Annotated in this window: 25 protein-coding genes, 1 tRNA gene and 1 pseudogene; 5 read left to right on the top strand and 22 right to left on the bottom strand. The window is 62.6% G+C overall.

Annotation, left to right across the window (positions count from 1 at the left end; genetic code table 11):
• Positions 1 to 24: 24 nt before the first annotated feature.
• From H9Q09_RS15430 to H9Q09_RS15400, 7 genes are all read right to left on the bottom strand, one after another.
• A complete protein-coding gene (locus H9Q09_RS15430; protein ID WP_187391763.1) occupies positions 25 to 1,374 on the bottom strand; it encodes an APC family permease in 1,350 nt (449 codons plus the stop codon).
• Positions 1,375 to 1,382: 8 nt separating this feature from the next.
• Positions 1,383 to 2,039, bottom strand: coding sequence for an isoprenylcysteine carboxylmethyltransferase family protein (locus H9Q09_RS15425; RefSeq protein ID WP_187391762.1), 657 nt, complete (start codon positions 2,037 to 2,039; stop codon positions 1,383 to 1,385).
• A gap of 166 nt (positions 2,040 to 2,205) precedes the next feature.
• Positions 2,206 to 4,485: a heavy metal translocating P-type ATPase gene (locus H9Q09_RS15420; RefSeq protein ID WP_187391761.1), complete on the bottom strand. Its 2,280-nt coding sequence runs from the start codon at positions 4,483 to 4,485 to the stop codon at positions 2,206 to 2,208.
• A 50-nt stretch (positions 4,486 to 4,535) separates the two neighbouring features.
• Entirely contained in the window at positions 4,536 to 5,189 is a 654-nt protein-coding gene (locus tag H9Q09_RS15415) for a hypothetical protein (RefSeq protein WP_187391760.1), read from the bottom strand.
• Positions 5,186 to 5,905, bottom strand: coding sequence for an isoprenylcysteine carboxylmethyltransferase family protein (locus H9Q09_RS15410; RefSeq protein WP_246716167.1), 720 nt, complete (start codon positions 5,903 to 5,905; stop codon positions 5,186 to 5,188). Before H9Q09_RS15410 ends, H9Q09_RS15415 begins: the two co-directional genes overlap by 4 nt.
• Positions 5,871 to 6,131, bottom strand: a complete 261-nt coding sequence (locus H9Q09_RS22785; protein WP_187391759.1) for a DUF2933 domain-containing protein — start codon at positions 6,129 to 6,131, stop codon at positions 5,871 to 5,873. Before H9Q09_RS22785 ends, H9Q09_RS15410 begins: the two co-directional genes overlap by 35 nt.
• A gap of 135 nt (positions 6,132 to 6,266) precedes the next feature.
• Entirely contained in the window at positions 6,267 to 6,614 is a 348-nt protein-coding gene (locus tag H9Q09_RS15400; RefSeq protein ID WP_187391758.1) for a hypothetical protein, read from the bottom strand.
• Positions 6,615 to 7,384: 770 nt separating this feature from the next.
• Here H9Q09_RS15400 and H9Q09_RS15395 point away from each other — a divergent pair.
• From H9Q09_RS15395 to H9Q09_RS15385, 3 genes are all read left to right on the top strand, one after another.
• Positions 7,385 to 8,272 carry a DMT family transporter gene (locus H9Q09_RS15395; RefSeq protein WP_187391757.1) on the top strand — a complete coding sequence of 296 codons (888 nt, stop codon included), beginning with the start codon at positions 7,385 to 7,387 and terminating at the stop codon, positions 8,270 to 8,272.
• Between the two features lie 185 nt (positions 8,273 to 8,457).
• Positions 8,458 to 9,510 (top strand): type II glyceraldehyde-3-phosphate dehydrogenase, encoded by a 1,053-nt coding sequence (locus tag H9Q09_RS15390; protein WP_187391756.1) that lies wholly within the window; start codon positions 8,458 to 8,460, stop codon positions 9,508 to 9,510.
• Between the two features lie 73 nt (positions 9,511 to 9,583).
• On the top strand, positions 9,584 to 10,861 hold the full coding sequence (locus H9Q09_RS15385; RefSeq protein ID WP_187391755.1) for a hypothetical protein: 1,278 nt from the start codon (positions 9,584 to 9,586) through the stop codon (positions 10,859 to 10,861).
• Between the two features lie 433 nt (positions 10,862 to 11,294).
• Here H9Q09_RS15385 and H9Q09_RS15380 read toward each other — a convergent pair whose 3' ends face one another.
• The 5 genes and pseudogenes from H9Q09_RS15380 to H9Q09_RS15360 all read right to left on the bottom strand — a co-directional run bounded on the left by H9Q09_RS15380 (position 11,295) and on the right by H9Q09_RS15360 (position 14,770).
• Positions 11,295 to 12,020 carry a L,D-transpeptidase gene (locus tag H9Q09_RS15380; protein WP_187391754.1) on the bottom strand — a complete coding sequence of 242 codons (726 nt, stop codon included), beginning with the start codon at positions 12,018 to 12,020 and terminating at the stop codon, positions 11,295 to 11,297.
• A gap of 697 nt (positions 12,021 to 12,717) precedes the next feature.
• Positions 12,718 to 12,999 carry a copper-binding protein gene (locus tag H9Q09_RS15375; protein WP_187391753.1) on the bottom strand — a complete coding sequence of 94 codons (282 nt, stop codon included), beginning with the start codon at positions 12,997 to 12,999 and terminating at the stop codon, positions 12,718 to 12,720.
• A gap of 40 nt (positions 13,000 to 13,039) precedes the next feature.
• Positions 13,040 to 13,528, bottom strand: a complete 489-nt coding sequence (locus H9Q09_RS15370) for a plastocyanin/azurin family copper-binding protein (protein WP_228240817.1) — start codon at positions 13,526 to 13,528, stop codon at positions 13,040 to 13,042.
• Between the two features lie 49 nt (positions 13,529 to 13,577).
• Positions 13,578 to 13,961, bottom strand: a pseudogene (locus H9Q09_RS15365) (copper oxidase); the annotation flags it as partial.
• A 344-nt stretch (positions 13,962 to 14,305) separates the two neighbouring features.
• Entirely contained in the window at positions 14,306 to 14,770 is a 465-nt protein-coding gene (locus H9Q09_RS15360; protein WP_187391803.1) for a hypothetical protein, read from the bottom strand.
• Between the two features lie 145 nt (positions 14,771 to 14,915).
• Between H9Q09_RS15360 and H9Q09_RS15355 the strand changes: the two genes are divergently transcribed.
• Complete coding sequence (locus H9Q09_RS15355) at positions 14,916 to 15,188, top strand: hypothetical protein (protein ID WP_188077115.1); 273 nt, start codon at positions 14,916 to 14,918, stop codon at positions 15,186 to 15,188.
• A 311-nt stretch (positions 15,189 to 15,499) separates the two neighbouring features.
• Here H9Q09_RS15355 and H9Q09_RS15350 read toward each other — a convergent pair whose 3' ends face one another.
• The 9 genes from H9Q09_RS15350 to H9Q09_RS15310 all read right to left on the bottom strand — a co-directional run bounded on the left by H9Q09_RS15350 (position 15,500) and on the right by H9Q09_RS15310 (position 20,994).
• Positions 15,500 to 16,177 carry a metallophosphoesterase gene (locus H9Q09_RS15350; RefSeq protein WP_187391751.1) on the bottom strand — a complete coding sequence of 226 codons (678 nt, stop codon included), beginning with the start codon at positions 16,175 to 16,177 and terminating at the stop codon, positions 15,500 to 15,502.
• Positions 16,174 to 16,347: a hypothetical protein gene (locus H9Q09_RS15345; RefSeq protein WP_187391750.1), complete on the bottom strand. Its 174-nt coding sequence runs from the start codon at positions 16,345 to 16,347 to the stop codon at positions 16,174 to 16,176. Before H9Q09_RS15345 ends, H9Q09_RS15350 begins: the two co-directional genes overlap by 4 nt.
• Positions 16,344 to 16,532: a hypothetical protein gene (locus H9Q09_RS15340; protein WP_187391749.1), complete on the bottom strand. Its 189-nt coding sequence runs from the start codon at positions 16,530 to 16,532 to the stop codon at positions 16,344 to 16,346. The genes H9Q09_RS15345 and H9Q09_RS15340 overlap by 4 nt, the downstream gene beginning before the upstream one ends.
• Positions 16,529 to 18,139, bottom strand: coding sequence for an AAA family ATPase (locus tag H9Q09_RS15335; RefSeq protein WP_187391748.1), 1,611 nt, complete (start codon positions 18,137 to 18,139; stop codon positions 16,529 to 16,531). Before H9Q09_RS15335 ends, H9Q09_RS15340 begins: the two co-directional genes overlap by 4 nt.
• A 75-nt stretch (positions 18,140 to 18,214) precedes the next feature.
• A complete protein-coding gene (locus tag H9Q09_RS15330; protein WP_187391747.1) occupies positions 18,215 to 18,493 on the bottom strand; it encodes a hypothetical protein in 279 nt (92 codons plus the stop codon).
• A gap of 145 nt (positions 18,494 to 18,638) precedes the next feature.
• Positions 18,639 to 18,715: transfer RNA gene (locus H9Q09_RS15325), tRNA-Pro, on the bottom strand.
• Positions 18,716 to 18,852: 137 nt separating this feature from the next.
• Positions 18,853 to 19,266 (bottom strand): Fur family transcriptional regulator, encoded by a 414-nt coding sequence (locus H9Q09_RS15320; RefSeq protein ID WP_187391746.1) that lies wholly within the window; start codon positions 19,264 to 19,266, stop codon positions 18,853 to 18,855.
• Positions 19,263 to 20,087, bottom strand: a complete 825-nt coding sequence (locus H9Q09_RS15315; protein WP_187391745.1) for a metal ABC transporter permease — start codon at positions 20,085 to 20,087, stop codon at positions 19,263 to 19,265. The genes H9Q09_RS15320 and H9Q09_RS15315 overlap by 4 nt, the downstream gene beginning before the upstream one ends.
• Positions 20,077 to 20,994 carry a metal ABC transporter ATP-binding protein gene (locus H9Q09_RS15310; protein WP_187391744.1) on the bottom strand — a complete coding sequence of 306 codons (918 nt, stop codon included), beginning with the start codon at positions 20,992 to 20,994 and terminating at the stop codon, positions 20,077 to 20,079. Before H9Q09_RS15310 ends, H9Q09_RS15315 begins: the two co-directional genes overlap by 11 nt.
• 114 nt (positions 20,995 to 21,108) lie before the next feature.
• Between H9Q09_RS15310 and H9Q09_RS15305 the strand changes: the two genes are divergently transcribed.
• On the top strand, positions 21,109 to 22,185 hold the full coding sequence (locus tag H9Q09_RS15305) for a zinc ABC transporter substrate-binding protein (RefSeq protein WP_187391743.1): 1,077 nt from the start codon (positions 21,109 to 21,111) through the stop codon (positions 22,183 to 22,185).
• Positions 22,186 to 22,234: 49 nt separating this feature from the next.
• Here the strand turns inward: H9Q09_RS15305 and H9Q09_RS15300 are convergent, their stop codons facing one another.
• Positions 22,235 to 23,017, bottom strand: a complete 783-nt coding sequence (locus tag H9Q09_RS15300) for a crotonase/enoyl-CoA hydratase family protein (RefSeq protein WP_187391742.1) — start codon at positions 23,015 to 23,017, stop codon at positions 22,235 to 22,237.
• Between the last annotated feature and the right edge of the window lie 5 nt (positions 23,018 to 23,022).

Here is a 23,022-nt window from a genome sequence, read left to right as displayed (position 1 = left end):
CTGATCGTTTCGCATAGAGAAAGGTCATGATGCGCCAAATTTATTGACTGTGTGGCCATTTCCTACCACTTTTATCCATCGCCCTAGGTACAGTCGCTCAATACCGAAAATCGCAGTAATAATTACTGCGGCAACGATCACGATAAGCTTATCTGATTGCAGTTTCATCACAGTGAAAGCGGCAAACACCACCGCGTCGAAGCCGATTGCCGCCAACAGGACAGTCCCTGCCGCGCCGACTTCTTGTCGCCGGTAACGAAACACGCCCCACTGGATGATCATGTCCATAAACAGATAAAAGAACGCACCCAGCGACGCGATGCGGCCGAGGTCGAAGAAAACAGCCATGGTCGAGGCGGTGACGACGGTGTAGATCAGTGTGTGGCGCTTGATCGGACCGGACATGCCGAAATGGCTGTGTGGGATCATCCTCATGTCGGTGAGCATCGCCAGCATCCGCGACACCGCAAAGACGCTGGCCAGTACGCCTGATGCGGTCGCCACGGCCGCAAGAAGCACGGTCAGCAGGAACCCACCCTGGCCAAGCGCGGGTTCTGCTGCCTCGGCCAGCGAATAGTCGCGCGCGTCGATGATCCGGTCGATGGTCAGGCTCGATCCGACACCGAAGGCGACAAGCATATAGACGACGACGCACAGCGCAACCGAGATCATGATCGCCCGGCCCACATTGCGGTGCGGTTCGGTGATTTCGGCACCGCTGTTGGTGATCGTGGTGAAGCCCTTGAAGGCAAGAATGGCCAGCGCCACCGAAGCGACAAAACCGGTCGCGGTGAAGTCCCTGCCGGTCTCGGAGGCGGCGGCGAAGGAGAAGCCGCTCGCCCACAAGGCCGCGATCCCGAAGAGCGCGATCCCGCCGATCTTGAGCGAGGCCATGACCAGCGAGAACAGACCGACTGACCGATTGCCGGCAATGTTGACGACAAAGGCAAAGAGAATCACCCCGACAGCAAGCACCGGCACCAGCGGCCCGCCCGTAATGTCGAAGAGCCTCAAGACATAAGTTGCGAATGTCCGCGCCACTAGGCTTTCGGCGATGACCATGCTGAGCGCCATCAAGAGCGCAGCGCCTGCCGCGATCGCACCCTGACCGTAGCATTTTTGCAGGATCATCGCGATTCCGCCCGAGGACGGCCAGGCATTTGACATGCGGATATAGCTGTAGGCGCTAAAACTCGTAACCACGGCCCCCGCGATGAAGGCGAGGGGAAACAGCGGACCAGCGAGCTCGGCGATCTGCCCCGTGAGCGCGAAGATGCCCGCCCCGATCATCACGCCGGTCCCCATGGCGACTGCGCCGCTCAGCGAAAGGCTGTTGGCCTTGTAGTCCGACGTTCTGTCTGGCGTGGCGTCCATGGTTCGTTTCAATTCGGCGTATCCTCGCGCGTAGCAATCATGGTGCGCCACTGATCCCAGCGCGGGATGAACATCGGCACCTGCCTCCGGTAAACGCGGTAGGCATCACCGAATTCCTCTTCGACTTTTCTTTCTTCGCTTCTTGCTAGAAAGTAGTAGGCGGCCACGATGGCGGGAAACAGTGCGACGGAGAAGACGGTGGGCCAGTGAACGAGGCCCTCCCCGGCAAGCGCCATGAAGAGACCGGTATATTGCGGGTGCCGCACCAATCCGTAGAGACTTTCCGTGACCAACCGATTTTCCTGCCGGGCCTTGTGCAGTTGACGCCAGCCCTGCAGGAATATCCCGATGCCGGCAAATGAGATCGTGTAGCCGAGAAGCATCGCGATCATCATGCCGGTCTCACCTAGACCCAGCAGCGTCGACCAGAGGCTGGCGCTAAGATAGCCCTGATCGAGGCCGAAGAACCGGACCAGCAGATAGATGGTGAGCGGGAACCCGTACATCTCGGCGTAAAGTGCGATGATGAAGGCCTGGACCACGCCCACGCTGGCCCATTCCTTCCACGTACTGGGCGCAAGGTAGCGGTACAGGAACCATGAGACGACGACGATCGCGATCAGCGCGATCGCCCAGGCTCCGGTATGAAAAATTGGTTCTGTCATGATGAACATCCTGCCCGTCGGGTCTCGCTTGGAATGGGGGTGCGGCAAGTCGCCGACAGGACACCGGCAAGGCGAGCGACGCTTTTCACCGTTCGATCATGATGAATTGGGTGACGGTCCCGGTGTGGAAGTCCGCAGGACGACGACCGACCTATCCTGAACGAATTCATAGTTTGACCCGCTTCAGAAGTTGCGCGTTGATTGCCACGACGACAGTGCTCGCCGACATGAGCACCGCACCCACGGCGGGTGTCAGAAGGATGCCCCACGGCGCGAGCACTCCGGCGGCGAGTGGAATGGCGAAGATGTTGTAACCCGCAGCCAGCCAGAGATTCTGCGCCATCTTGCGGTAAGTGGCGGTGCTCAGCGTGATGATCCGGGGGATGTCGCGGGGATCCGAGCGCACCAGCACGATATGCCCGGCCTCGACGGCGACGTCTGCGCCCGCGCCGATCGCGATCCCGATATCGGCGGTAGCCAGAGCCGGGGCGTCGTTCACGCCATCGCCGATCATGGCGACCTTCTTGCCCAGCGCCTGCAATTCGCGAACCTTGGATGCCTTGTCCTCGGGCAGCACCTCCGCGAACACGGTGTCGATGCCGAGTTCCTTGGCGACGGCATCCGCCACGGCCTGCGCGTCGCCGGTCAACATGGCGACCTCGATCCCCCGTTCGTGCAGCGCCGCGATGGCTTCGCGGCTCTCTTCGCGGATCGCGTCCGCTACGGCGAACACGGCCAGGGCCTTGCCTTCCCGAACCAGATAGATCGCCGCCTGCCCGCGGTCGGCCGCGGCTCCGGCTGTCTTTATAACCGCCGGCGGCACCTGGACGTCTTCGCTCTTGAGGAGCGCCGGACCGCCCATATGATACTCCACGCCGTCGATCGTGGCCGCGACGCCCTTGCCGGTGATAGAGCGAAAGCCGTCGGCGGACGGAACCGCGATGCCTTTGTCTTCGGCGGTCTTTACGATCCCCCGGGCAATCGGATGCTGGGACTCAGCTTCGATGCCGGAAGCGATGCGAAGGGCCTCGTCCTCCGCCAGACCCTCGGCCACGGACATCGCGACGACCCGGAACTCGCCCAGCGTCAATGTTCCAGTCTTGTCGAAAATCACGGTGTCAAGGTTCCGGGCCTCCTCGAGCCCGCGCCGGTCCCGCACCAGAAGCCCGTTACGGGCCCCAAGCGTGGTGGAGATGGCCACCACCAGGGGCACGGCCAGCCCGAGAGCGTGCGGGCAGGCGATGACCAGCACCGTCACCATCCGTACTACGGAGAAGTCCATCGCCGCTCCTGCCAGTTGCCACGCCCCGAAGGTGACGACAGCAGCCCCGATCGCCGCGACGGTCAGAAGCCGGGCTGCCCGGTCCGCGAGATGCTGCGCTCTCGATTTGGAAGTCTGCGCATCGGCCACAAGCCGCATGATGCCGGACAGCTTGGTCTTGTCGCCTGTCCCGGTTACTTCGACGCGCAGCGAGCCCTCTCCGTTGATCGTGGCGGCGATCACCTCGTCGCCTTCGCGCTTTTTCACCGGCCTCGACTCCCCGGTGATCATCGCCTCGTCGATGTCGCTCTCCCCCTTTCGCACCACGCCGTCCGCAGGAATGCTCTCGCCCGGGCGAACCAGCACCAGGTCACCGTTCCGCAACGCGCTGACGGCAACCTTCTCCTCCCCCCCGTCGGTAATTCGCGTCGCGGTGTCCGGAAGGAGTTTCGCGAGTTCCTTCAGTGCTCCCTCTGCCTGATTGATGGACCGCATCTCGATCCAGTGGCCGAGGAGCATGATCGTGACCAGCGTGGCCAGTTCCCACCAAAGCGCGTCCGCCTCGATCAGCCCGAGCTGAACGACCCACGAGAACAGGAAGGCCACCGTGATGGCGAGCGAGATGAGGGTCATCATTCCCGGCAGCCGGGACCGAAGCTCTCGCAACGCGCCCTGCAGGAAGACCAGACCACCGTATAGGAAAACCACGGTGGAGAGCACGGGGCCGATCCAGTCAGATCCGGGAAACGTCGGGGCCCGGTAGCCGAGAAGTTCCTGGATGTGGACGGACCATATGACCACCGGCACGGTGAGAGCGAGCGAGAGCCAGAAGCGGTCCCGGAACATCGCTGGGGAGTGGCCCGCGTGCTTGTCATGGTTCCCGTGGCCTGAATGGCCGGACGCAACCTCCGACTTGGCTGGCAACGCCTCCGCCGCTGCATGGCCTTCGTGATCCCCGCCCGTCGAAGCAGCAGGCGGGGCGGCGACGATGCGCCCGGACCGCTGCACCAAGGACTTGATCTCGGCCACCTCGATGCGGGTTTCGTCGTAGCGGACCGTGGCGCTTTCTGCCGCGTGATCCACCGAGACGCTTTCGACGCCTGGTACCTCGCCGATCCGCTTACCTACTTCGTCCGGGCTCGACGCCGTCAGCAAGTCGCCCACTTCGATAACGCTCGTTCTCATCGTGCTTTCCTTGCGCGAATGCCGACAGCGACGTCAGGTCGCTGCCCGGTTTAATCGACGATCTGACGGACCAGACCGGGATAGCGGTTGAACGCGAGCCGCTGAACCAGAGAGCCGTCGACGGTAAGGATCTCCGCAGTTATGCTTCCATCACTTGCCGTGCCGATCTCGCCGATCTTCAGACGCGGATTGCCAAGGCTGGTCAGTTGCTGCTCCAGGAGAGCGCGGACGCGGTCCTCCGTCATCTCCTCCGGTGAGCCAAGCGGCGTTCCGAGAAGAGCGCCCTGACCGCCGACCATGCCAGGCATGCCCATCGCTGCCTGACCATTCATCATCGTTCGCATCATCGGGCACGTCATCATCCCTGCCATGGGCTTCTGACCCGGTGCGCTCGGAGCAGCACCGCCCTCGCGCACCCCTTGACCGGACATGCCTCCCATCATGTCGGGCGTTCCACCCTGACCCATCATGCGCTGCATCATCTGCATCATCTCCGGCGTCATCATGCCCATGCCGGGCATGGACTCCGGTGCGGCGGCTGCGGGCTTGTCACCCGGCATCGCGGCCGCCGGCGGTGATGCCTGCGCTTCCACGGGATGGTGAGCGTCATGCTCCGGTGCGTCGGTTTGGGCTAGGACCGTTGTCGCGGTTCCAAAAATAACCAGACCAGTAAAGAAGGCCCTCGGGAAATTTCGCGTTCTCATGTTCGTACTCCTGGTTGATAAAATAAGACGCCACGATCACCCCCTGCTTGAATGAGCCGACTGGCTGGGCGTGGCAGGAAAGCCGGAACCGCGCGGGCATAGCGGCGATATCGGTCACCGAATGCCGCCTCCACCTCGCGCTCTTCGCTTTTTGCGAGGCGCCAGTACATGACCAGTAGAACAGGCAGCATCAGTCCCGTAACCAGCGTGGGCCACTGCAGGAAGAACCCGATCATAATCAGTGCAAGACCGGGATACTGCGGATGCCGCAGTCGGGCATATGGACCGGATGTCGCGAGACTTCCTTTGCTCTGCGCGTCATGCAGTACCCGCCAGGCGACAGCTATCAGCATGAAGCCGCCGCCGATAAAGACGAAGCTCAGCAGGTGGAAAGGCGACCAGTGTGGATCCATGGACCAGCCGAACAGGGCTGGCCAAAGGTGTCCTGCGTCATGTGAGAGTGGATCAAGAGCCGGGAAGTTGCTACCGACCCAGCCCGCCAGCAGATAGAGCGTCAGCGGGAAGCCATACATCTCCGCGAATAAGGCAACGACGAAGGCCGAGAAGGCCCCGAGCGAGCGCCAGTCCCGCGCAGTGGTTGGCTTAAAGAAGCTGAACGCGAACAGGATGAAGACGCCCGCGTTTACAGCCGCCAGAAACCACAGACCGTATGCGGGAACGTCACCGTTCATCACGGCCACCACTTTTCCCACCATGGCCGCCGTGACCTCTATGCATGAAGAAATGCATGCCGAGACAGATCAGAAGTGGCAGCAGAAGCGGCATTGCGCCGAGGACGTGCGCACGATGTTCAACCCAGAGAAACACGCCCGCAACGGCGAGGAAAACGCAGAACGCAAATCCCGCTGGAGTGTTGAGAAATGGCCGCCGCACACCATCGTGGATCTTTGGGTCGACGGGACCGTGTTCGTGAAATGTCATGACCTGCAAATCTCCCTTCAGCTATTTTTCTGAACCGATTGCGCCGACGATGATCTAGTCCAGAACTCCGCTGGCCAGGCCTGCCGGATCAAGGACCAGCAGTCGCCCTTTGGCTTCGTCGCCGTCGTGCGCATCTCAACTCTCGCCATGCCCGTGCCCTTCCTCGGGCTCACCCACGGCTAGAAACCGCGTGCCGTCTGCCGTGATCTGAATATCGTGCGGCGAGACGGGGATCGGCGTTGTCACAACGCTGCCGGCGGCGAGATCAATCGCGCTGATGGTGTTACCATGTTCGCCAGCAGTATAAACAAAGCTTCCGCGATCGAACGGCGCCGTCTTCGCTTGTGCAATGTCAAAACTCGACACCATCAAAGCTGAAGCTGCAAGTGCCACCAGTCCATGTTGGTAAAATTGAACGCCGCGCACCGGTAACGCAATCGTTTTGCTACTAGGATAATTTGGAAATCTATTCATCATTGCCATAATCTCCGGCTTGGATCGAGATCGATCTTGGTGAGATGTCACTATGCGGCCCGCGATCTGGCACAGGGTGACTTTGCAGCCTGCATCCGCAGTGGACGCAGAAACTGGCGAAGCGACGGACAGTAATTTTCGGAAAACGTGTCAGGACCGGATCGGACCAATGCCGATCGGATCAGCCCGATACACCGCGAGAGGCTCGCGGGGCTCAGCCGCTGGCGGAGAGACTCGGGGGTCGGAAACCGGGAGATGTTGTGAGGCCGCGGTAAACCTGCCCGGGCAGAGCCAAGACAACTTCAGCGACGGTTAGAGTCGCGATGGCCGCTGACGCCGGCAGCGGGACACAAAACGAACAGAGGCTGCCTATGCAGCAGGTTGCGCCATGGGCATCATCGGCACCGCCGGCACAAGGTCGCTCCCCGGTCGATGCGGGCCCCAAAGATGCGACATCATGCGAAAGCGAAGCGGGGGATGCGACGTGGTCGCCCTTCGATCCGTTAACGAGTCCTGAGGTTGCAAAGATCAGCATAAGCAGCAAGACAATCCAACGCCTCAGGCTCCACATCGCAAACTGCGGATCCTTTCTGCGTCGGCATGTGCTCGCCTGCGACATTTGATAGCGTGACCTTTCCGAAGGGCTTCGAGTGACCGTCATGTAGGAAGTCAACGCAGCTTCGGCATTGATTTATATCAAGACCGCGACGATAGGCCAAAATACGATCAGATACACGTGCCAAATCTCTGCGAGTGAACGTAGCCTGGGAGCTCAGGCAATGAGCATTGATGCCTCTATACGCCTTCTGACGGTTATGGTGCTTTGGGCCGCCTGCTATCCCCTTATTACCATAGGTCTGGATCTCGCGCCCCATATTGCCTTCGCGGCTCTGCGCGCAGCCCTCGCAGGGGTCTGCCTGATCGCCCTCGGGTTCCTCTGTCATCGGCGGGCACCTGTCGGCGTTCGGTCCTGGACCCTGATCGTTGTGGTGGGGCTTGGGGCGACAAGCATGGGCTTCCTCGGCATGTTCCACGCGGCCGAGTTCGTGGCGCCGGGTCTCGCGACAGTCATTGCGAACGTGCAGCCGATCATTGCCGCGGTTCTCGCGCACGTCTTCCTTGGTGAAAGTCTGAAAATGATGGGAAAGTTCGGGCTGGCAGTCAGCTTGGCCGGAATTACCGTCATCGCCCTGCCCGGCCTCGCCGCAGACCATATCCAGGGTTACTCCCTCGGCATCGCCTATGTCGTACTCGCCGCAACGGGTGTCTCCGTGGGCAACGTCGCCATCAAGCGCCTCACCGGCCAGGTTGATCCGATCATGGCAATGGGCTGCCAACTGCTCATCGGTGCGGTACCCTTGGCTCTCCTTTCCGTGCTGACGGAAGATGTCTCTTCGCTGGCGTGGTCGACGGAATTCCTACTCGTTCTCCTGGCTCTTGCGGTCTTCGGATCAGCGCTTGCCTTCTGGCTCTGGTTTGAAGCGCTGGAGCGTGTCTCGCTCAATCATGCGAACGCTTTCACATTTCTGGTGCCGATATTCGGTCTTATGTTCGGCGCGGCCTTCTTCGGCGAGCGCCTCGAGACAATCCAAGCCACAGGTGTCGTGCTGGTGCTGTCCGGGATTATCCTAGTGCAGCGAAGCGCCGCTTCATCCTCACGGGGATAGCTGATACGAGTATGGTCCTAGGAGAAGCCTTCATAAAGCAGGCGTTGTACTAGATGGGAGCAGACGCAGCAGGTGAGAAACCGAACCTGAGCGACTTCGCATGAATACTCGGTCAGATTGTCGGGACGATGGGCGACATAGACCTTTAACCATCAGCGGAGCACTTCCGGCACAAGGAGGATCAGATGAGTTTGGCGAAGAAAATCCGGGTCGCCGTCAACGGCTACGGGGTGATCGGAAAGCGTGTCGCTGACGCTGTGGTCCGGCAGGACGATATGGAACTCGCCGGGGTGGCAGACATCAGTCTCGACTGGCGGCCGCGGGTAGTGATTCAGAGGGGCTTTCGCCTTTTTGGTGCCACGAAGGACCACGCGGAGACGATGCGGAAGGCCGGTCTCGACATCACCGGAAGCCTCGATGATCTGCTAGGTGCCAGTGATCTGGTAGTTGACTGCACGCCGAAGCGGATCGCGGCGGTGAACGTCGACATTTATCGGCAAAGGGGCATCAAGTTCATCGTCCAGGGTGGCGAAAAGCACGAGGTGACCGGACACTCCTTCGTCGCCGAGGCCAGCTATGCGAGCGCTCTGAATCGGGTCAGCACGCGTGTCGTCTCTTGTAACACCACGTCGATCGTCAGAACCCTCACGGTCTTGAAACACGCGGGTCTGCTACATCGCGCACGCGGGACGCTGCTGCGCCGCGCAACCGACCCGTGGGAAAGTCACCTCGGGGGGATCATGAACACGCTTGTCCCCGAGCCTGAAATTCCGAGCCATCAAGGGCCGGATGCGCAGAGCGTCGACCCCGAACTCGATGTGATCACGATGGCAGTCAAGGTACCGGAGACGATTGCGCATTTACATTATTGGTCGGTGCAACTGACCCGACCGGCTGCCCGGGAAGAAGTACTCGACGCATTTTCCGCGTCGTCTCGGATCGCTCTGATCCGAATGGATGCCGGTTTGACGGCCCTCAACACCGTAAAGGAACTCATGGCCGACCTGGGTCGCCCAAATGACAACCTCTACGAAGTGGCGCTGTGGTCAGACATGCTGAAAGTCGAGGGAGACGAGCTGTTCTACGCTTACATGGTCGACAATCAGGCGATCGTCATCCCTGAAACGATCGACGCGATTAGGGCATTAACTGGGACAGTCAGCGCCAAGGAATCGATCGCCAAGACTGATGCAACGCTCGGCATCGGTTTGCTGACCGAAACCTTGGGGAACCGATGATCGTCGACCGATTCCACGTCTCCCTGGGCCTCAATGCGCGTCTATTCTCGATGCCGTTATGGTATTGCGAGCGATGAGCAATTCAAACTCCACTTCCTCTGATTCAGTACAAATTCTCTCGGATCGGCTCAACCAGAATTGCTTCTGCGTCACGCTTGACCGTCGATCGCTGTGCGACGCACTGGAGCAAGAGGCTGGCGATCCGGAATTCTGCGAGACGTTCATCCGCCCCAAGGCTCACTTGTTTTCGAACGTACCGGTTTTCATCTCGGCCGGCGAAGTGGCCGAGATGCAGGACGTAGTCACAGCTATAGAAAAGGCGGCACGGCATTCCGCATACCGAGAGGCAGTCCTTTCGTGGGCTCCCGAAATCTCGCGGGAGGATCACGGCCCGATTGGCGCGTTGATGGGCTACGATTTCCACCTCGGCAGAGATGGCCCCCGGCTTATCGAGATCAACACCAACGCGGGCGGGGGGTTCCTCAACGCCTTGCTCGCAAGGGCGCAGCGCGCTTGCTGTCTCGAAAGGGACATGCCGGTGAAGCCGTATGCGTTCGAGGACGCCGCGTTTCGCATGTTTCACGAAGAATGGATTCGCCAGCGGGGAACCGGTACCGCACGTCGAATTGCCATCGTCGACGACGGGCCGGAGGAACAGTTTCTCTATCCCGAGTTCGTGCTGGCGCGGCAAGTTCTCGAAGCTCGGGGCATAGAAGCGGCCATCGCGGATGCCAGCCATCTTCGCCATGAAGCCGGACGGCTCACGTTCGACGGAAATCCCATCGATCTCGTCTACAACCGGGTCACAGATTTCGCGTTCGATCGGCCGGAACACAAGGCGCTGCGGGACGCCTACCGGGACGGTGCGGTGGTCGTCACGCCGAATCCGCATAACCACGCCCTGCTCGCCGACAAGCGGAACCTGTCGCTGCTATCGGACCCTGCGATACTTGAGGCCTGGGGCCTGGAACCGACCCACTTGGCCCAGCTCAGTTCCATCCCACGCACGATCCTCGTTACCCCTGGAAACGCCAACGAACTATGGAAGTCGCGCAAGGGCCTGTTCTTCAAGCCAACGGGCGGACATGGCGGAAAGGCGGTGTATCGCGGCGACAAGGTTACGAGAGGGGTCTGGGCAGAGATCGAGCGGGGTGGCTACGTTGCCCAGACTTTGGTCAAGCCCAGCGAGCGCATGATCAGCATCGACGAGGGGATCCAGGCGCGAAAGATGGACGTCCGGCTCTATACCTATGACGGGCAGGTGCTCCTGGTGGCCGCGCGCCTTTATCAAGGCCAGACCACGAACTTCAGGAGTCCTGGAGGTGGGTTCGCTCCAGTGTTCGTGATCTGAAATCGACAGCAAGACCGGCAGACCCTGGAAAAGGAAGCCCAGTGCCCGAAACGCCGCGGGACCTTCGGCTCCCTGATTGTAGCCCAGGTCGCGAACGTACCAGGGCGCCGCCGGTACGGCACAGCCCGCCCGCACTCATCGCCCGGCCCGCCAGCACCGCAGGTCGTGTGATGGCCGGCTTCGCTATCCAGACCGACTTCACTGAGGACGCCAACCTCGTCACCACGGCCCGCCATGGACCAGGACTTGCCCCGGACCCCTCGGTGAAGGGACCACGGTTTCACGCCCAGCCTAAAGTGAAACGCTTTCGTTCCGAGGTCCTCCTCCATACTGCATCCGAGGAACCTGCGCGGCATCAGACGGGAGAACCGGCGGTGGCGGTTATAAGGCAAGGTCGAACTCGCTACTGCGCATTACTGCCACTCGTGACACCTCACGCTGTCGCCTGGATGGACATATCCTGGATCACTCTGATCAGCGTGCCGTCGGGAACGCGCTCGTACAGGTCGATGACGTCCTGGTTTAGCAGGCGAATGCAGCCTGAGGAGACCGCCTTGCCGATCGACCATGCCTCTGGCGTGCCGTGCAGGCGATAGAGCGTGTCCCGTCCATCCTGGAAGATATAGAGGGCCCGGGCGCCAAGAGGGTTCTTGAGACCGGGATCCATGCCGCCATTATCGATGGAGTACGGCTCCAGTTCCGGCTGCCGTGCGACCATCTCGTTCGGCGGCGTCCATCGCGGCCACTCGCGCTTGTACTGGACCTTTGCGCGGCCCGACCAGGCGAATCCCTCCCGCCCGACGCCGATGCCGTAGCGGACGGCAGATCCTCCGGGAAGGGTGAAGTAGAGGTACTTGGCGGGCGTATCGACCACCAGCGTCCCCGGAGCCTCACCCGTCGGATCGTCGACCACCGTCCTCCAGAACCGTTCCTCGACCTGCGTGACGTCCACCGCCGGGATCGGGAAGCGCTCCTCCGGCATCGCGTCGTACATGGCCGGGCGAACCGCCAGGGACGGCGAAGGCGGCGCAGCTGGCGCCAAGGGAACTACCGGTGATGACAGCACGCGGTTTCTCGAGTTGCATCCCGCGAGGGCAAGACCGGCGAGGCCAATCAACACGCTACGGCGCGGCAGGCCCATGTAAATCGGTTTGTTCATTGTTGGCTCTCTTTGCAGTCATTTGCGACACTTGTTGGGGAAGATTGGGATTGCGGTCAGCAGCAAGAAGGGGTGATACAACTGGAACGAGTGAGACAAGCACCTGATCCCCCTGCCCGCTTCAAAGCTTTCCTTTCGCTCTGTCTGCGTTGGGCAGAAGAGCCTGGTGGACACTCCGGCTGTCGGCTGCCCGGCCTTTACACCGTGGCCTTTCAAGACCACCTTTCTCCTGAAAGGACGACCCGCACGCTACGCAGCGTTGAACTTGGCTACGGACGTGCAGTCCCAAAGGTCGAAAAGGCGAGTGGCAAAGCGGAACGTCCTGAGCCCCCCACTCCAGTTGAAGTGTGTTTCTTGCCGGCGCTCTCCGTGGGGGCGTTGCCGACCCTGCCAGACCGACCCGGAATGACATTGTCCTCCTGGGTCGGGCATTTCGGTCGGGTAGAAATTCGGACGCCTGTTATTTCAGTTCGACCATCTGCTTCTTTCCCTTAAACGGCCGGTAACGAACTCGATGTTTCGGGTTGTCATGCAGGACGCCGCACAGGCCTGTAAGTGTAATCTGCGGGCCAACATCCGAGCCTGGGACGATGAAATCTCGGCCGATCTGGGTTCCATACGCCCTGGCGTGGCCGGCACAGGCGCCTTCCGCTACCGCCCGCCGGGTCGGACGTCCATCGCCCGGCGGTGTTGCGCATTATTTCAGCTCGATGATCGTCATCTTCCCCCTGAGACGGTCGGCGACGAACTCGATTTTGCTGCCCTCGGCGACCTTCTCGAGCATCGCTTCGTCGGCGACGTTGAACACCATCGTCATCGCCGGCATGTCGAGGTTGGTCAGTTCCTCGTGCTTCACGGTGACCTTTTGCTGCTTGGCATCGACCTTGGTAACCTGGCCCTTGGTGAACTCGGCAGCTGATGCGGGCGCGGCAACGGCCAGCACGAAGGCCGAAAGAAGCGCAATCTTGGAGACATTCATCGGAATATCCTTCGTGTGTGATCGTGAGGTCTGAGACGGCTTATTTGGTGGCCACCGTCAGGGGCCCGTGCATCCCCGACTCGTAGTGTCCGGGAATGAGGCAGGCGAACTCGAAGTCGCCCGTGTTGGTAAAGGTCCAGAGGATCTCGCCCGTCTCGCCCGGCTGCAGGCTGATCGAGTTCGGGTCCGCATGCTCCATCTCCGGGAACCTCTCCATGACCTCCTTGTGCTCCTGGATCGACCCGGAGGTGTCCATGACGAACTCGTGGGGAAGCTCCCCCTTGTTCTGGAAGGTGAAGCGAACCGTCTCGCCCTCCTTCACGTCGATCGTCTTCGGTTCGAAGACCATCCGGCCGTCGTCGGTCTCCACCATGGAGACCTCCACCGTGCGGGTAACCTGCGACGCCTCGCCCGCCTTGCCCAGCGCCATCTCGTCGTCGTGGCCCCCGGCGTGGCTGCCGGCAGCGTAGGCCGGTGCCGCAAGAAGCGTGGCGACGAACGCCGCGCCGATCATCAGTCGGTTCTGCATGAGTTCTTCCTTCTATGTTGGTTGGAAATCATTCCTCGGCTCCCGGCCATCAGTGGCCGGAGTGTCCGCCGCCGCTGGGCACCACCTGCCGCACGGGGGTGGATTTCATCGAGCTGCCCGCTTCGCTCCCCTGGGGAGCTGCCGCAGCCGTCGGCAGTGATCCGGTCCATTCGTAGGCGACCGTGCTGGCTGGATGCTCGTAGTCGCCCGGATCTTCGTAGTCGCCGGGCTGGATCCGCTGGCGCACCTTCACCACGGTGAACATGCCGCCCATCTCCAGCGAGCCGAACTGCCCCCAGCCGGTCATCATCGGGATCGTGTTGGCGGGGATCGGCATCGACATTCCGGCCATGTCGGCCATACCGTCCGTGCCCATCGGCATGTAGTCCGGCTGCACGACCTTGATCTTGCGTGCCACGCTGCTCTTAGCCGCCTATGACGGGGTAATAGTGACTTCCGCCCGTAGCGATCGTCGGATCGGCCGGCATGGTATACGGAACGGCGTCCGGCAGGCCCAAGGGCGCACTGACGGTACAGCCGGCCAGCGCGAGGCTGGGCAAGCCGACAAGTAGAAGGCGGGTCATATCGAAACCTGGTGCTCGCCAGCCATCGCCGCGTCCTGTCGGGCGCTCCGCGAAAGGCCATGCCTGAGATCAAGGGCCGGAAATGCACCCCTCGCGGCTATGCGAGCGGATTGGTCCAGCGTCCTCCGCGCACTACTGCCGGGACGACAGCAGTGGACGCGATAGCAGCGCTAGGAAGCGCTGCCCCAGTGTCTCAGGATCGAGGGGGTTTTTTGGGGCCGGCGACGATGCTGTCGCTCATGGCCGACGCGAGCAAGGGTGCCTTCGTGTCCCTGGACAAGATGTCGGCGACGACACCCCCCGAGGTGGCGACGAAAATCGACGGACAGTGACTCGCGCACTTTCCGTCGACAGCCTTCTCGTGCTGATGCTGCGTGTCCGGCTCTTCGTCTCCGGGCGCGGCATGAGAATGCCCGACATCTGCATCGACGGCGGATGCCTGAACTGCCGCAGGCGCATGAAGGCTCGGCGGTACGTCGGCGTGGGCGAACTGGGAAACCACGACTGCAAAGCACAGGAGAGCTGCTGCCAGCAGCTTTCTCATCGGCTTCGAAAGTAGGTTCGCGTTCACCATGCCCTGCTGGATATCGAAGGACCTTGAATCTGTCCATCCGAAATCGTCGAAGGACGCTCGCGAGGTTCGTCGTGTTGCTGCCACGTCACGCCACCCCGGCAGATCTGCGGCACCGAGAACGCGAACCTATCTGGGTTTGCAGACACCAGGCTTTCCTAATCTCTTCACGATCACCGGACCCGGCAGTCCCTCTGTCCTGTGCAACATGCCTGTGCCGATAGAGCAGCATGTGGACTGGATCGCCGAATGCCTTCGCCAGATGCAGGAAAACGGCGCCACACGCATCGAGGCCAAGGCTGAAGCGGCCGACGACTGGGTTGCGCATGTCAACGAAGCCGCCGACGCAACATTGCTGCCGATGGCGAGCAGCTCTTGGTATCTCGGAGCCAATGTGCCGGGCAAACCCAGAGTTTTCATGCCCTATGCCGGTGGAATGGCTCGGTACGCAGCGATTTGCGACGATGTCGCTGGAAAGGGTTATCCTGGATTTGACATTAAATGACGAGCATAACTCTCGCCATACCAGCTACCCCGCCTAATCGGCCCCGCATACCTGCCTGCGCTTGATCTGACTCAGCTGTGATTTTCTTGTGCTGGGCGTTCGTGATTCCCTGTCTGGCGAAGGGAGGGAAAGAGTGATGGCCTTAACCCTTGCCGACGGCGCGGATCGCTGAATCCATAGTGGCATGAAAAGCCTAACCCGCAGCAACTTTCAAAGGACGAACAGATTGATATGGCGCTGCGGCTGGGCCAAATGGCACCTCTTCTTATTATGCCGAAGTACCCGAAAGCCGCACATCGGCATAATGGAGATCACCAACAGCCGGCCTGATCGATGCGCTGGTTCAGGATGTCTTCCAGCGCTTGGTTGGCGGCCCGATCAAGAGCGTCGGCGAGGACCGACCGCTCCCAGGGCGCCATCCAGTCGTCCGCCCGCTTCAGGATCTGGCGGGTCGCCTCGCCGCCGAAGTCGGCCATCGTGACCTTCTTCTCGTCAGGCTCCAGCGGCGTCATGCCAGCGATCGCCTCCTTCGCGGTGACGGGCCGGTAATCCCACAGATCGACGCCCACATCCGTGGCCCCGGGCACCGTTTTGTTGCCGTGGACGTGGCCGAAGAAATGCCGGACGCCTCGGTAGTAGCCGGGCCATTCCAGGACGGGGTAGTGCGACAGGAAGATCCGCTCGTCGCCGTCGTGGACCATCTGGGTCTGGTTGATCGAAACCCAGCTCCAGTCGTGGATGCCGGACCTGTCGTGGTTGCCGACGATCAGGTGCTTCTGTCCGGCAAGGCGGACGAAGATCTCGCGTGCCGCGTCCAGGGCTTTGAACGAAAAATCCCCGAGAAAGAAGACTTCGTCCTTGTCTGTCACCCGTTCGTTCCAGCGAGTGATCATCGCTTCGTTCATCTGGTGGACAGACCGGAACGGACGCTTCGACATGTCGATCACGCCGGCGTGGTTGAAGTGCGTGTCCGCTGTATAGAACTTCATCGTGCCCTCTCCCTCGCGACCTTTGCCAGGGAGCGCTCGAGGACGAAAGTCGCAAGCGCTTCGATGACCACCGCCTCCACGTCCCGCCCGTCCTCGTCGGCGATTTCTTTCATCCGGTTCTGCAAAACCTGCTCGAACGGAATATCGATAGTCAGCCTGTCCTTGTTCATTCGTGGGGTACTCTCTTGCGCATGACCGCGCTCATGATCTGCAGGGCCAAGGCCTGGCGCTGTTCGGGATGGGTGTAGGCCCAGGCCGAGACGGCCTGGCGCACGAATTCGTCCTGCGGAATTCCCTCGACCTCTTCGATGCGCTCGAGACGTTCCTGGACGTGCTTGTCGAAGAAGATTATCACTGGCGCACCTCGTGACGTTCGCGGGTGTCGATCATCGTCTCGACGACACGCTGCAGCTTGCGCAGCGACCCGCTCTTCCAGGTCTGGCGCAAAATGTCCTCTTCGTCGGGAGCCAGAGGTGCGATCATGCCCTCCTCCCCGCGCTTCTCGGCGATCTCCTCGACGATCCGGCGAGCGATCGATCCCACATGTTCCGGCCCCGGATCAGGCATCCGGATCACCGTGAAGCGGTCCTTCAGCGGCGCCGGGATGCTCAGAGTGTTCGCCGTCGCGACGAAATTCACGTGGGCCAGATTGAACGTGCCATCGACGCCGTGCTCGAAATATTCGGCCGCCGTGTGCGGCTCGAGCATAGGCAGCAGCGAATCCACCAAGGCGCCGTTCGTCGGGCTGCTCGCGGCCTTGTCGATCTCGTCGAGGACCACGAGCGGGTTGGCGATCTCCTTCTGCCGGATCAGCTCCGCGGGCATCGACAGAGACGCCGTGTTCCAGCGGCTTGGCGTTCCCCCAAAGGCGTTGTCAGACGACGAAGCGCAGCCGAACACGACGTAAGGCAACTCCAGAAACGCTGCAAACGCTTGCAGCAGACTGGTCTTGCCCGTTCCCGGCTCCCCGACGAGCAGCAGCGGCCGGATACGGATCGGATCGCCGACCCGCATCTTGCCGATCAGCCGGTTGATGACCGGGCCCGCGTGCGGCCATTCGTCGAGCAGCATCTGCCGCACGTCCTGGATGACCTCGCGGATCGGCACCGGGTTGCCGGCGATCCGATCCAGGCTCTTGCGCAGATCCCGCGACGCCGTGCTACCGCTCAGTGTCGTCTGCTTGTCGTAGACGATGACCGCCGGCATGCCCTTCGGCACGCGGGGCTTGCCGATGTTGCCCTCGTCGTCCGGCGCGGACTTGCGGAGCTTGCTCAAATTGCTGGGCGTCGCGGCCTGCTCTTCGCGCCGTTCGAACCAGCCATCCTGCTTCAAAAGAGAAACGATGGGAGCGAGCGATGCGTCCGTGACGATCCCATGCTCGCGGCGGATCGACAGGCCGACAATCAGCGTGTTGATGGCCTGCAGGACACCAGCGGTCACGCCCTGCGACAGGCGTGCCTTCTGGCGGCCGACGTCGAAAATCCTGTCGTCGGTGGACGGGAAATCGGAGATGAGGCCCTCAAGCCAGACCCGAGCAAGGCCCCTCTCGCAGGCATACCGGACCGGCGCGGGACAGTCGTCGATCGCGGCAGGCCACCGCTGCGTGAGATTATACAGCCAGATCCGGGCGTGGATCATGTCGAGCGGCGACAGCGTCTTCTCGCTGGCTGCGACGACGGAATCGAGATCCCGCTCGGTGCCGGTGTCGGCATAAAGCCGCAACAGCTTGCGGAAGCGAGCCGTCGTGTCGCCTCGAACTTCCAAAACCTCGGCCAGCTTGCGTACGTCTTCGCGGATCGATTCGCGAAACATCGGCAGGCCGCTGGCGATTTCTTCAATGGAGGGAAAGTGGTCGCCCGCGACAATACGTGCGGACAGTTCTTCATTGCGCCGGAGGCGCACCTGGAAACCACCGATGCCGTCGTGAGGGGAAAGCGGCGCGGATTGCGCGTCCTGTGTCATATCGAGGTCCTGACCTGTATGGCGGTCAGTACCGCCGGGGAGTCAGGACACTAGCAGAGACCCGTTAGGAACCCGTCAGTCGATTGGTTCAACTTTTAGCTTTGCAGCGGCCCATTTCAACAGAACATTGGGCCGTTCGTCCGCTTCCATCTCCTTGCGAATGGCGTCCATCTGGCTGAGGGCGGTCCCGAGCTTGATGATCACATCCCGGTTCATATCCTGCTTGCACGTCGCCCATCGCTGCGCCGTCCGTTCACCGACACCAAACAGATCCTGCAGGAGGTCCGTGCGGCGCCGCACGTCTGCCCCGATGCGGTCCATCAGCCGTGCCTGGGTCCAGTGAGCGAGGAACATGCGGTCGGCCTTTGCCGTCGGGGATCGGGTAAAAGAACCCTAGCGTTCCCAGCTTGCCCGACGCTACCAGGAACCAATCTGTCGGGGAAACTGTCGGGGTTCGGATCATCGAGGCCGGGAACCTCTCGCAAACCCCTGAAGATGCTGGTCGGAGTGGCAGGATTCGAACCTGCGACCCCCTCGTCCCGAACGAGGTGCGCTACCAGGCTGCGCTACACTCCGTGACCTGCGCCGCGGTGTATAGCGACGGTGTCCTTCGCCTGCAAGCGCAGATCACGCATTCTGTCGTGCAAATTTCGTATTTTCCGCCGGCGGTGCCGACGGCCTGCTTGCGCTCTCGCGATCCGGCGCCGGACGGCTCAGGTCCCGGCCTCGTTCCGGCTGCATTCCGCGCAGCGGCCGTTGATCTCGATCGAGGTGCGGACCGGCCGGAAGCCTTCCGATTCCGCCCAGCCCTGCAGCCTTTCGCAGATCACATCGTCGGAGAATTCCCAGACGCGGGCGCAAGATTCGCAGATGCCGAAGGCGATCATGGCGCTGCCGTGATGCTCGCCCGGATGGGTACAGGCGACGAAGGCCTTGCGGCTGTCGATCCGGTGGATCAGGCCGCAATCGATCAGCTTGTCGAGGGCGCGATAGACCTGCAGCGGCGCGCGAAACCCCTCGTCTCGCAGACGATCGAGAATGGTGTAGGCGCTCAGCGGTTCGTCGGCCCCGTCAAGCGTCTCGAAGACCAGGCTCTGATTGCGGGTGAGATTCGGTCGGGCACTCATTGCGATGCCTCCGCGGCCGGGTCGCGCGCCGCGCCGCGCAATGGCCACGGCAGCAGGCTGACAAGGAACAGGGCGAGCGCGGCAACGACGATGGACGGGCCCGACGGCGTGTCGAAATGCAAGGAGCCGAACAGGCCCCCCGCCGCCGCGGCCGCACCGATGCCGGCGGCCAGCAGCGCCATCAGTTCCGGCGTCGCGGCGAAGCGCCGGGCGGTGGCGGCGGGGATGATCAGCAGCGAGGTGATCAGCAGGATGCCGACGATCTTCATGGCGATGGCGATGACCAGCGCCATCAGAAGCATGAACAGGAAGCGGGTCCGCTCGGGCGACAGGCCCTCGGCCTCGGCGAGCTCCGCACTGACCGTCGACGCCAAGAGAGGACGCCACAGGAACAGCATGCCGACGAGAATCACCATGCCGCCGAGATAGATCGCCAGGAGATCGACGCGGGAGACGGCGAGAATGTCGCCGAAGAGGAAGCCCATCAGGTCGATCCGCACCCAGGTCATGAATGCGATCAGCACCAGTCCGAGGGCCAAAGTGGAATGGGACAGGATACCCAGCAGCGCATCGGTGGAGAGCCCGCCACGCCGCTGCAGGAGGACCAACGCGGCGGCGACGATCGCCGCGACGCCGAAGACGCCGAGCATCAGGTCGATCTCGAAGGCGGTGGACAGCGCGACGCCGAGCAGCGCCGAATGGGCCATGGTGTCGCCGAAATAGGCCATGCGCCGCCACACGACGAAGCAGCCGAGGGGGCCCGCGACGAGCGCGATGCCGATGCCGGCGAGCACCGCGCGGACGAAGAAATCATCGAGCATCGACGGGCTCCTTGCTAATCGTGCCCGCTTCCTCGGCTTCAGCCGTCGTTGCGTGCGGCCCGTGGTGATGATGGTCATGGCCGGCATGGTGATCGTGCGCGCCATGGTGCCCGGCGACGGGGGTGCATTCGTCGCCGATGGTGCCGTCGGCGAAGCGCACCCGCCCGTCCGGCAGATGGGCATGATCGTGATGATGGGCGTAGATCGCCAGCGTCTCGGCGGCGCGCGGGCCGAACATGCGCTGATAGGCCGGCGAGGACGCGACCGACTGGGGCGAGCCCTGGCAGCAGACATGACCGTTGAGGCAGACCACCGTGTCGGTCTTGGCCATCACCACGTGCAGGTCGTGGGAGACCAGCAGGATGCCGCAGCCCTCGCTGTCCCGGATGTCGGAGATCAGATCGTAGAGTGCCACCTCGCCGGAAAAGTCGACGCCCTGCACCGGCTCGTCGAGGACCAGGAGATCGGGCTTGCGCAGCATGGCTCTTGCAAGCAGTGCCCGCTGGAACTCGCCCCCGGACAGATGGTGCACTTCCGAGCGTGCCAGATGCCCGATGCCGACGCGCCCCAGCACCGCTTCGACGGCGGGGCGTGTGGCCGGTTTGGTCAGCGTCATCAGCCGTTCGACGCTCAGCGGCAAGGTCCAGTCGATGGACAGCTTCTGGGGGACATAGCCGATGGTCAGCTTCGCGGCGCGGCGCACAGTGCCTTCGTCCGGGGTCAGCACGCCGATGGCGCTGCGGGCCGTCGTCGACTTGCCGGAGCCGTTCGGCCCGATCAGGGTGACGATCTCGCCGCGCCGCAAGGTCAGGTCGATGCCGCGCACCAGCCAGCGGCCGGACCGGCGCACGCCGACCCCCCGCATTTCAACCAGGGCATTCGGTTTCGTCGGAGGCTGGTGGCGCATGCGATACCTGCGAATGAGGGCTTGTCGAGCGATATGGCAGACGTTATAGCATTACGCAAGCCAGACGTTATGACATAACATATCACTTCGCCTCGAAACTGGAAGGTTCTCCCCATGCGCATGCTTCGCCTCCTGCTTCTCGCCAGCGCCACGTCGCTGGCATCCTTCGCGCCGGCACAGGCCGAGGCGCCCAAGGTCATCGCGTCGATCAAGCCGGTCCATTCGCTCGTCTCGTCGGTCATGGCGGGCGTCGGCGAGCCGACGCTGCTGGTCGCGGGTTCGGCGTCGCCGCATACCTACGCCATGAAGCCGTCGGATGCCGCAGCCCTGCAGGACGCCGACATCGTCTTCTGGGTCGGCGATGCGCTGGAGACGTTCCTCGTCAAGCCGATCGGGACGATGGCCGGCGACGCCACCAGCGTCGAGCTGATCGACACGCCGGGCCTGGAAACACTGCCCTTCCGCGAGGGCGGCCCGTTCGAGGAGCATGAGGACGAGGAAGACGGTCACGACGAGGCCGGGCATGAGGGCAACGGGCACGGCGAGACCGGCCATGAACAGGATGCGCAGGCCGACGGCGACCACAAGGACGGGGAGCACGCCAGCGAAGCGCACGACCATGCCGATCACGAGGCCGAACACAGCGCCGATGCGCATGGCCACGATCATGGCGAACTGGACATGCATGTCTGGCTCGACCCGCTGAATGCCCGCGCCATGACCGCTCATATCGCCAGCGTCCTGGCGGATGCCGACCCCGAGAACGCCGCCAGATACCGGGACAACGCCAAGGAGCTCGATGCGCGGCTGGCGGGGCTGATCGCCGACATCGACGGGCAGCTCGCCGATGTCCGCGGCACGCCCTTCATCGTCTTCCATGACGCCTACCAGTATTTCGAGCAACGCTTCGACGTGCAGGCGGCAGGCTCCATCACCGTCAGTCCCGACCGACTTCCGGGCGCCCAGCGAATCGCCGAGATCCAGGCGAAGGTACGCGACAGCCGCGCCGCCTGCGTCTTCGCCGAACCCCAGTTCGAGCCGCAGCTCGTCGACGTGGCGATCGAGGGATCGGGCGCGCGTTCCGGCGTGCTCGACCCGGAGGGCGCAGACATCCCCGAGGGGCCGGAGCTGTATTTCACCCTGATCGGCAATCTGGCGGGCTCGCTGCGGAGCTGCCTCGCGGGCGAATAGACCGATCATTCTGCGGCCGCACCCCTTTGCGGCTGCAGACCGGACGGCGTCAGCCGGCGAAGGTGGGAGCCCGCTTGTCGAAAAAGGCGCCGACACCCTCACGGGCATCGGCCGTCTCCCAGGTGTCGGCCAGCCGGCGGGCAGTCTCCTCCAGCGTCGCATCGTCGATGACCGGCCCCAACGACCGGGCCAGGGCCTTGGACGCGGCCACCGCGGCGGGCGAGCAGGCGAGATAGGGCGTCACTTCGGCGGCAATCGCCGCATCCAGCTCATCCGCCGGAACCGCCTTCGCCAGAAGCCCGAGATCGACAGCCTCGGCCGCGCCGAACAGGCGGGCCGACATGAAGACCCTTCGGGCCCGGCCTTCGCCCATGCGGGCCAGGACGTAGGGCGAGATCGTCGCCGGGATCAGGCCGAGCTTCGCCTCGGTGAAGGCAAAGCGCGCCGCGTCGCTGGCGATGGCGACGTCGCAGACCGAGATCAGCCCGAGACCACCGCCAAAAGCCTGGCCGTTGATCCGGCCGATCAGGGGTTTCGGCAATTCGTTCAGCGCCCTGAGCATACCGGCGAGTTTCATCGCCTCGGCGATGCGGTCCTCCCGGGTGGCGGCGAACTGGGCCTTCATCCAGTTGAGATCGGCGCCGGCCGAAAAGCTGCGCCCTTCACCGGTCAGGATGATCACCCGCACCGCCGGATCTCCCCCGAGCTGATGCGCCGCCGCGTTCAATTCGCCGATCATCGCCGCATCCATGGCGTTGTGGCGCTCGGGTCGCGCCAAAGTGAGCGTCGCAACGCCCCTGTCGTCGGTGTCGATGCGGATCGTGTCGGTCATGGTGT

It is taken from the genome of Aurantimonas sp. DM33-3, from assembly GCF_014334315.1.
GTDB lineage: Bacteria > Pseudomonadota > Alphaproteobacteria > Rhizobiales > Rhizobiaceae > Aurantimonas > Aurantimonas coralicida.
Note: the sequence above shows the minus strand (reverse complement) of the source record. Positions and strands in the feature narration are given on the sequence as shown.

Excerpts from the sequence above, each read along its gene's own strand:
- H9Q09_RS15430 (WP_187391763.1), bottom strand. The coding sequence starts at position 1,374 with ATGGACGCCACGCCAGACAGAACGTCGGACTACAAGGCCAACAGCCTT.
- H9Q09_RS15425 (WP_187391762.1), bottom strand. The coding sequence starts at position 2,039 with ATGACAGAACCAATTTTTCATACCGGAGCCTGGGCGATCGCGCTGATC.
- H9Q09_RS15420 (WP_187391761.1), bottom strand. The coding sequence starts at position 4,485 with ATGAGAACGAGCGTTATCGAAGTGGGCGACTTGCTGACGGCGTCGAGC.
- H9Q09_RS15415 (WP_187391760.1), bottom strand. The coding sequence starts at position 5,189 with ATGAGAACGCGAAATTTCCCGAGGGCCTTCTTTACTGGTCTGGTTATT.
- H9Q09_RS15410 (WP_246716167.1), bottom strand. The coding sequence starts at position 5,905 with ATGGTGGGAAAAGTGGTGGCCGTGATGAACGGTGACGTTCCCGCATAC.
- H9Q09_RS22785 (WP_187391759.1), bottom strand. The coding sequence starts at position 6,131 with ATGACATTTCACGAACACGGTCCCGTCGACCCAAAGATCCACGATGGT.
- H9Q09_RS15400 (WP_187391758.1), bottom strand. The coding sequence starts at position 6,614 with ATGGCAATGATGAATAGATTTCCAAATTATCCTAGTAGCAAAACGATT.
- H9Q09_RS15395 (WP_187391757.1), top strand. The coding sequence starts at position 7,385 with ATGAGCATTGATGCCTCTATACGCCTTCTGACGGTTATGGTGCTTTGG.
- H9Q09_RS15390 (WP_187391756.1), top strand. The coding sequence starts at position 8,458 with ATGAGTTTGGCGAAGAAAATCCGGGTCGCCGTCAACGGCTACGGGGTG.
- H9Q09_RS15385 (WP_187391755.1), top strand. The coding sequence starts at position 9,584 with ATGAGCAATTCAAACTCCACTTCCTCTGATTCAGTACAAATTCTCTCG.
- H9Q09_RS15380 (WP_187391754.1), bottom strand. The coding sequence starts at position 12,020 with ATGAACAAACCGATTTACATGGGCCTGCCGCGCCGTAGCGTGTTGATT.
- H9Q09_RS15375 (WP_187391753.1), bottom strand. The coding sequence starts at position 12,999 with ATGAATGTCTCCAAGATTGCGCTTCTTTCGGCCTTCGTGCTGGCCGTT.
- H9Q09_RS15370 (WP_228240817.1), bottom strand. The coding sequence starts at position 13,528 with ATGCAGAACCGACTGATGATCGGCGCGGCGTTCGTCGCCACGCTTCTT.
- H9Q09_RS15350 (WP_187391751.1), bottom strand. The coding sequence starts at position 16,177 with ATGAAGTTCTATACAGCGGACACGCACTTCAACCACGCCGGCGTGATC.
- H9Q09_RS15345 (WP_187391750.1), bottom strand. The coding sequence starts at position 16,347 with ATGAACAAGGACAGGCTGACTATCGATATTCCGTTCGAGCAGGTTTTG.
- H9Q09_RS15335 (WP_187391748.1), bottom strand. The coding sequence starts at position 18,139 with ATGACACAGGACGCGCAATCCGCGCCGCTTTCCCCTCACGACGGCATC.
- H9Q09_RS15330 (WP_187391747.1), bottom strand. The coding sequence starts at position 18,493 with ATGTTCCTCGCTCACTGGACCCAGGCACGGCTGATGGACCGCATCGGG.
- H9Q09_RS15320 (WP_187391746.1), bottom strand. The coding sequence starts at position 19,266 with ATGAGTGCCCGACCGAATCTCACCCGCAATCAGAGCCTGGTCTTCGAG.
- H9Q09_RS15315 (WP_187391745.1), bottom strand. The coding sequence starts at position 20,087 with ATGCTCGATGATTTCTTCGTCCGCGCGGTGCTCGCCGGCATCGGCATC.
- H9Q09_RS15310 (WP_187391744.1), bottom strand. The coding sequence starts at position 20,994 with ATGCGCCACCAGCCTCCGACGAAACCGAATGCCCTGGTTGAAATGCGG.
- H9Q09_RS15305 (WP_187391743.1), top strand. The coding sequence starts at position 21,109 with ATGCGCATGCTTCGCCTCCTGCTTCTCGCCAGCGCCACGTCGCTGGCA.
- H9Q09_RS15300 (WP_187391742.1), bottom strand. The coding sequence starts at position 23,017 with ATGACCGACACGATCCGCATCGACACCGACGACAGGGGCGTTGCGACG.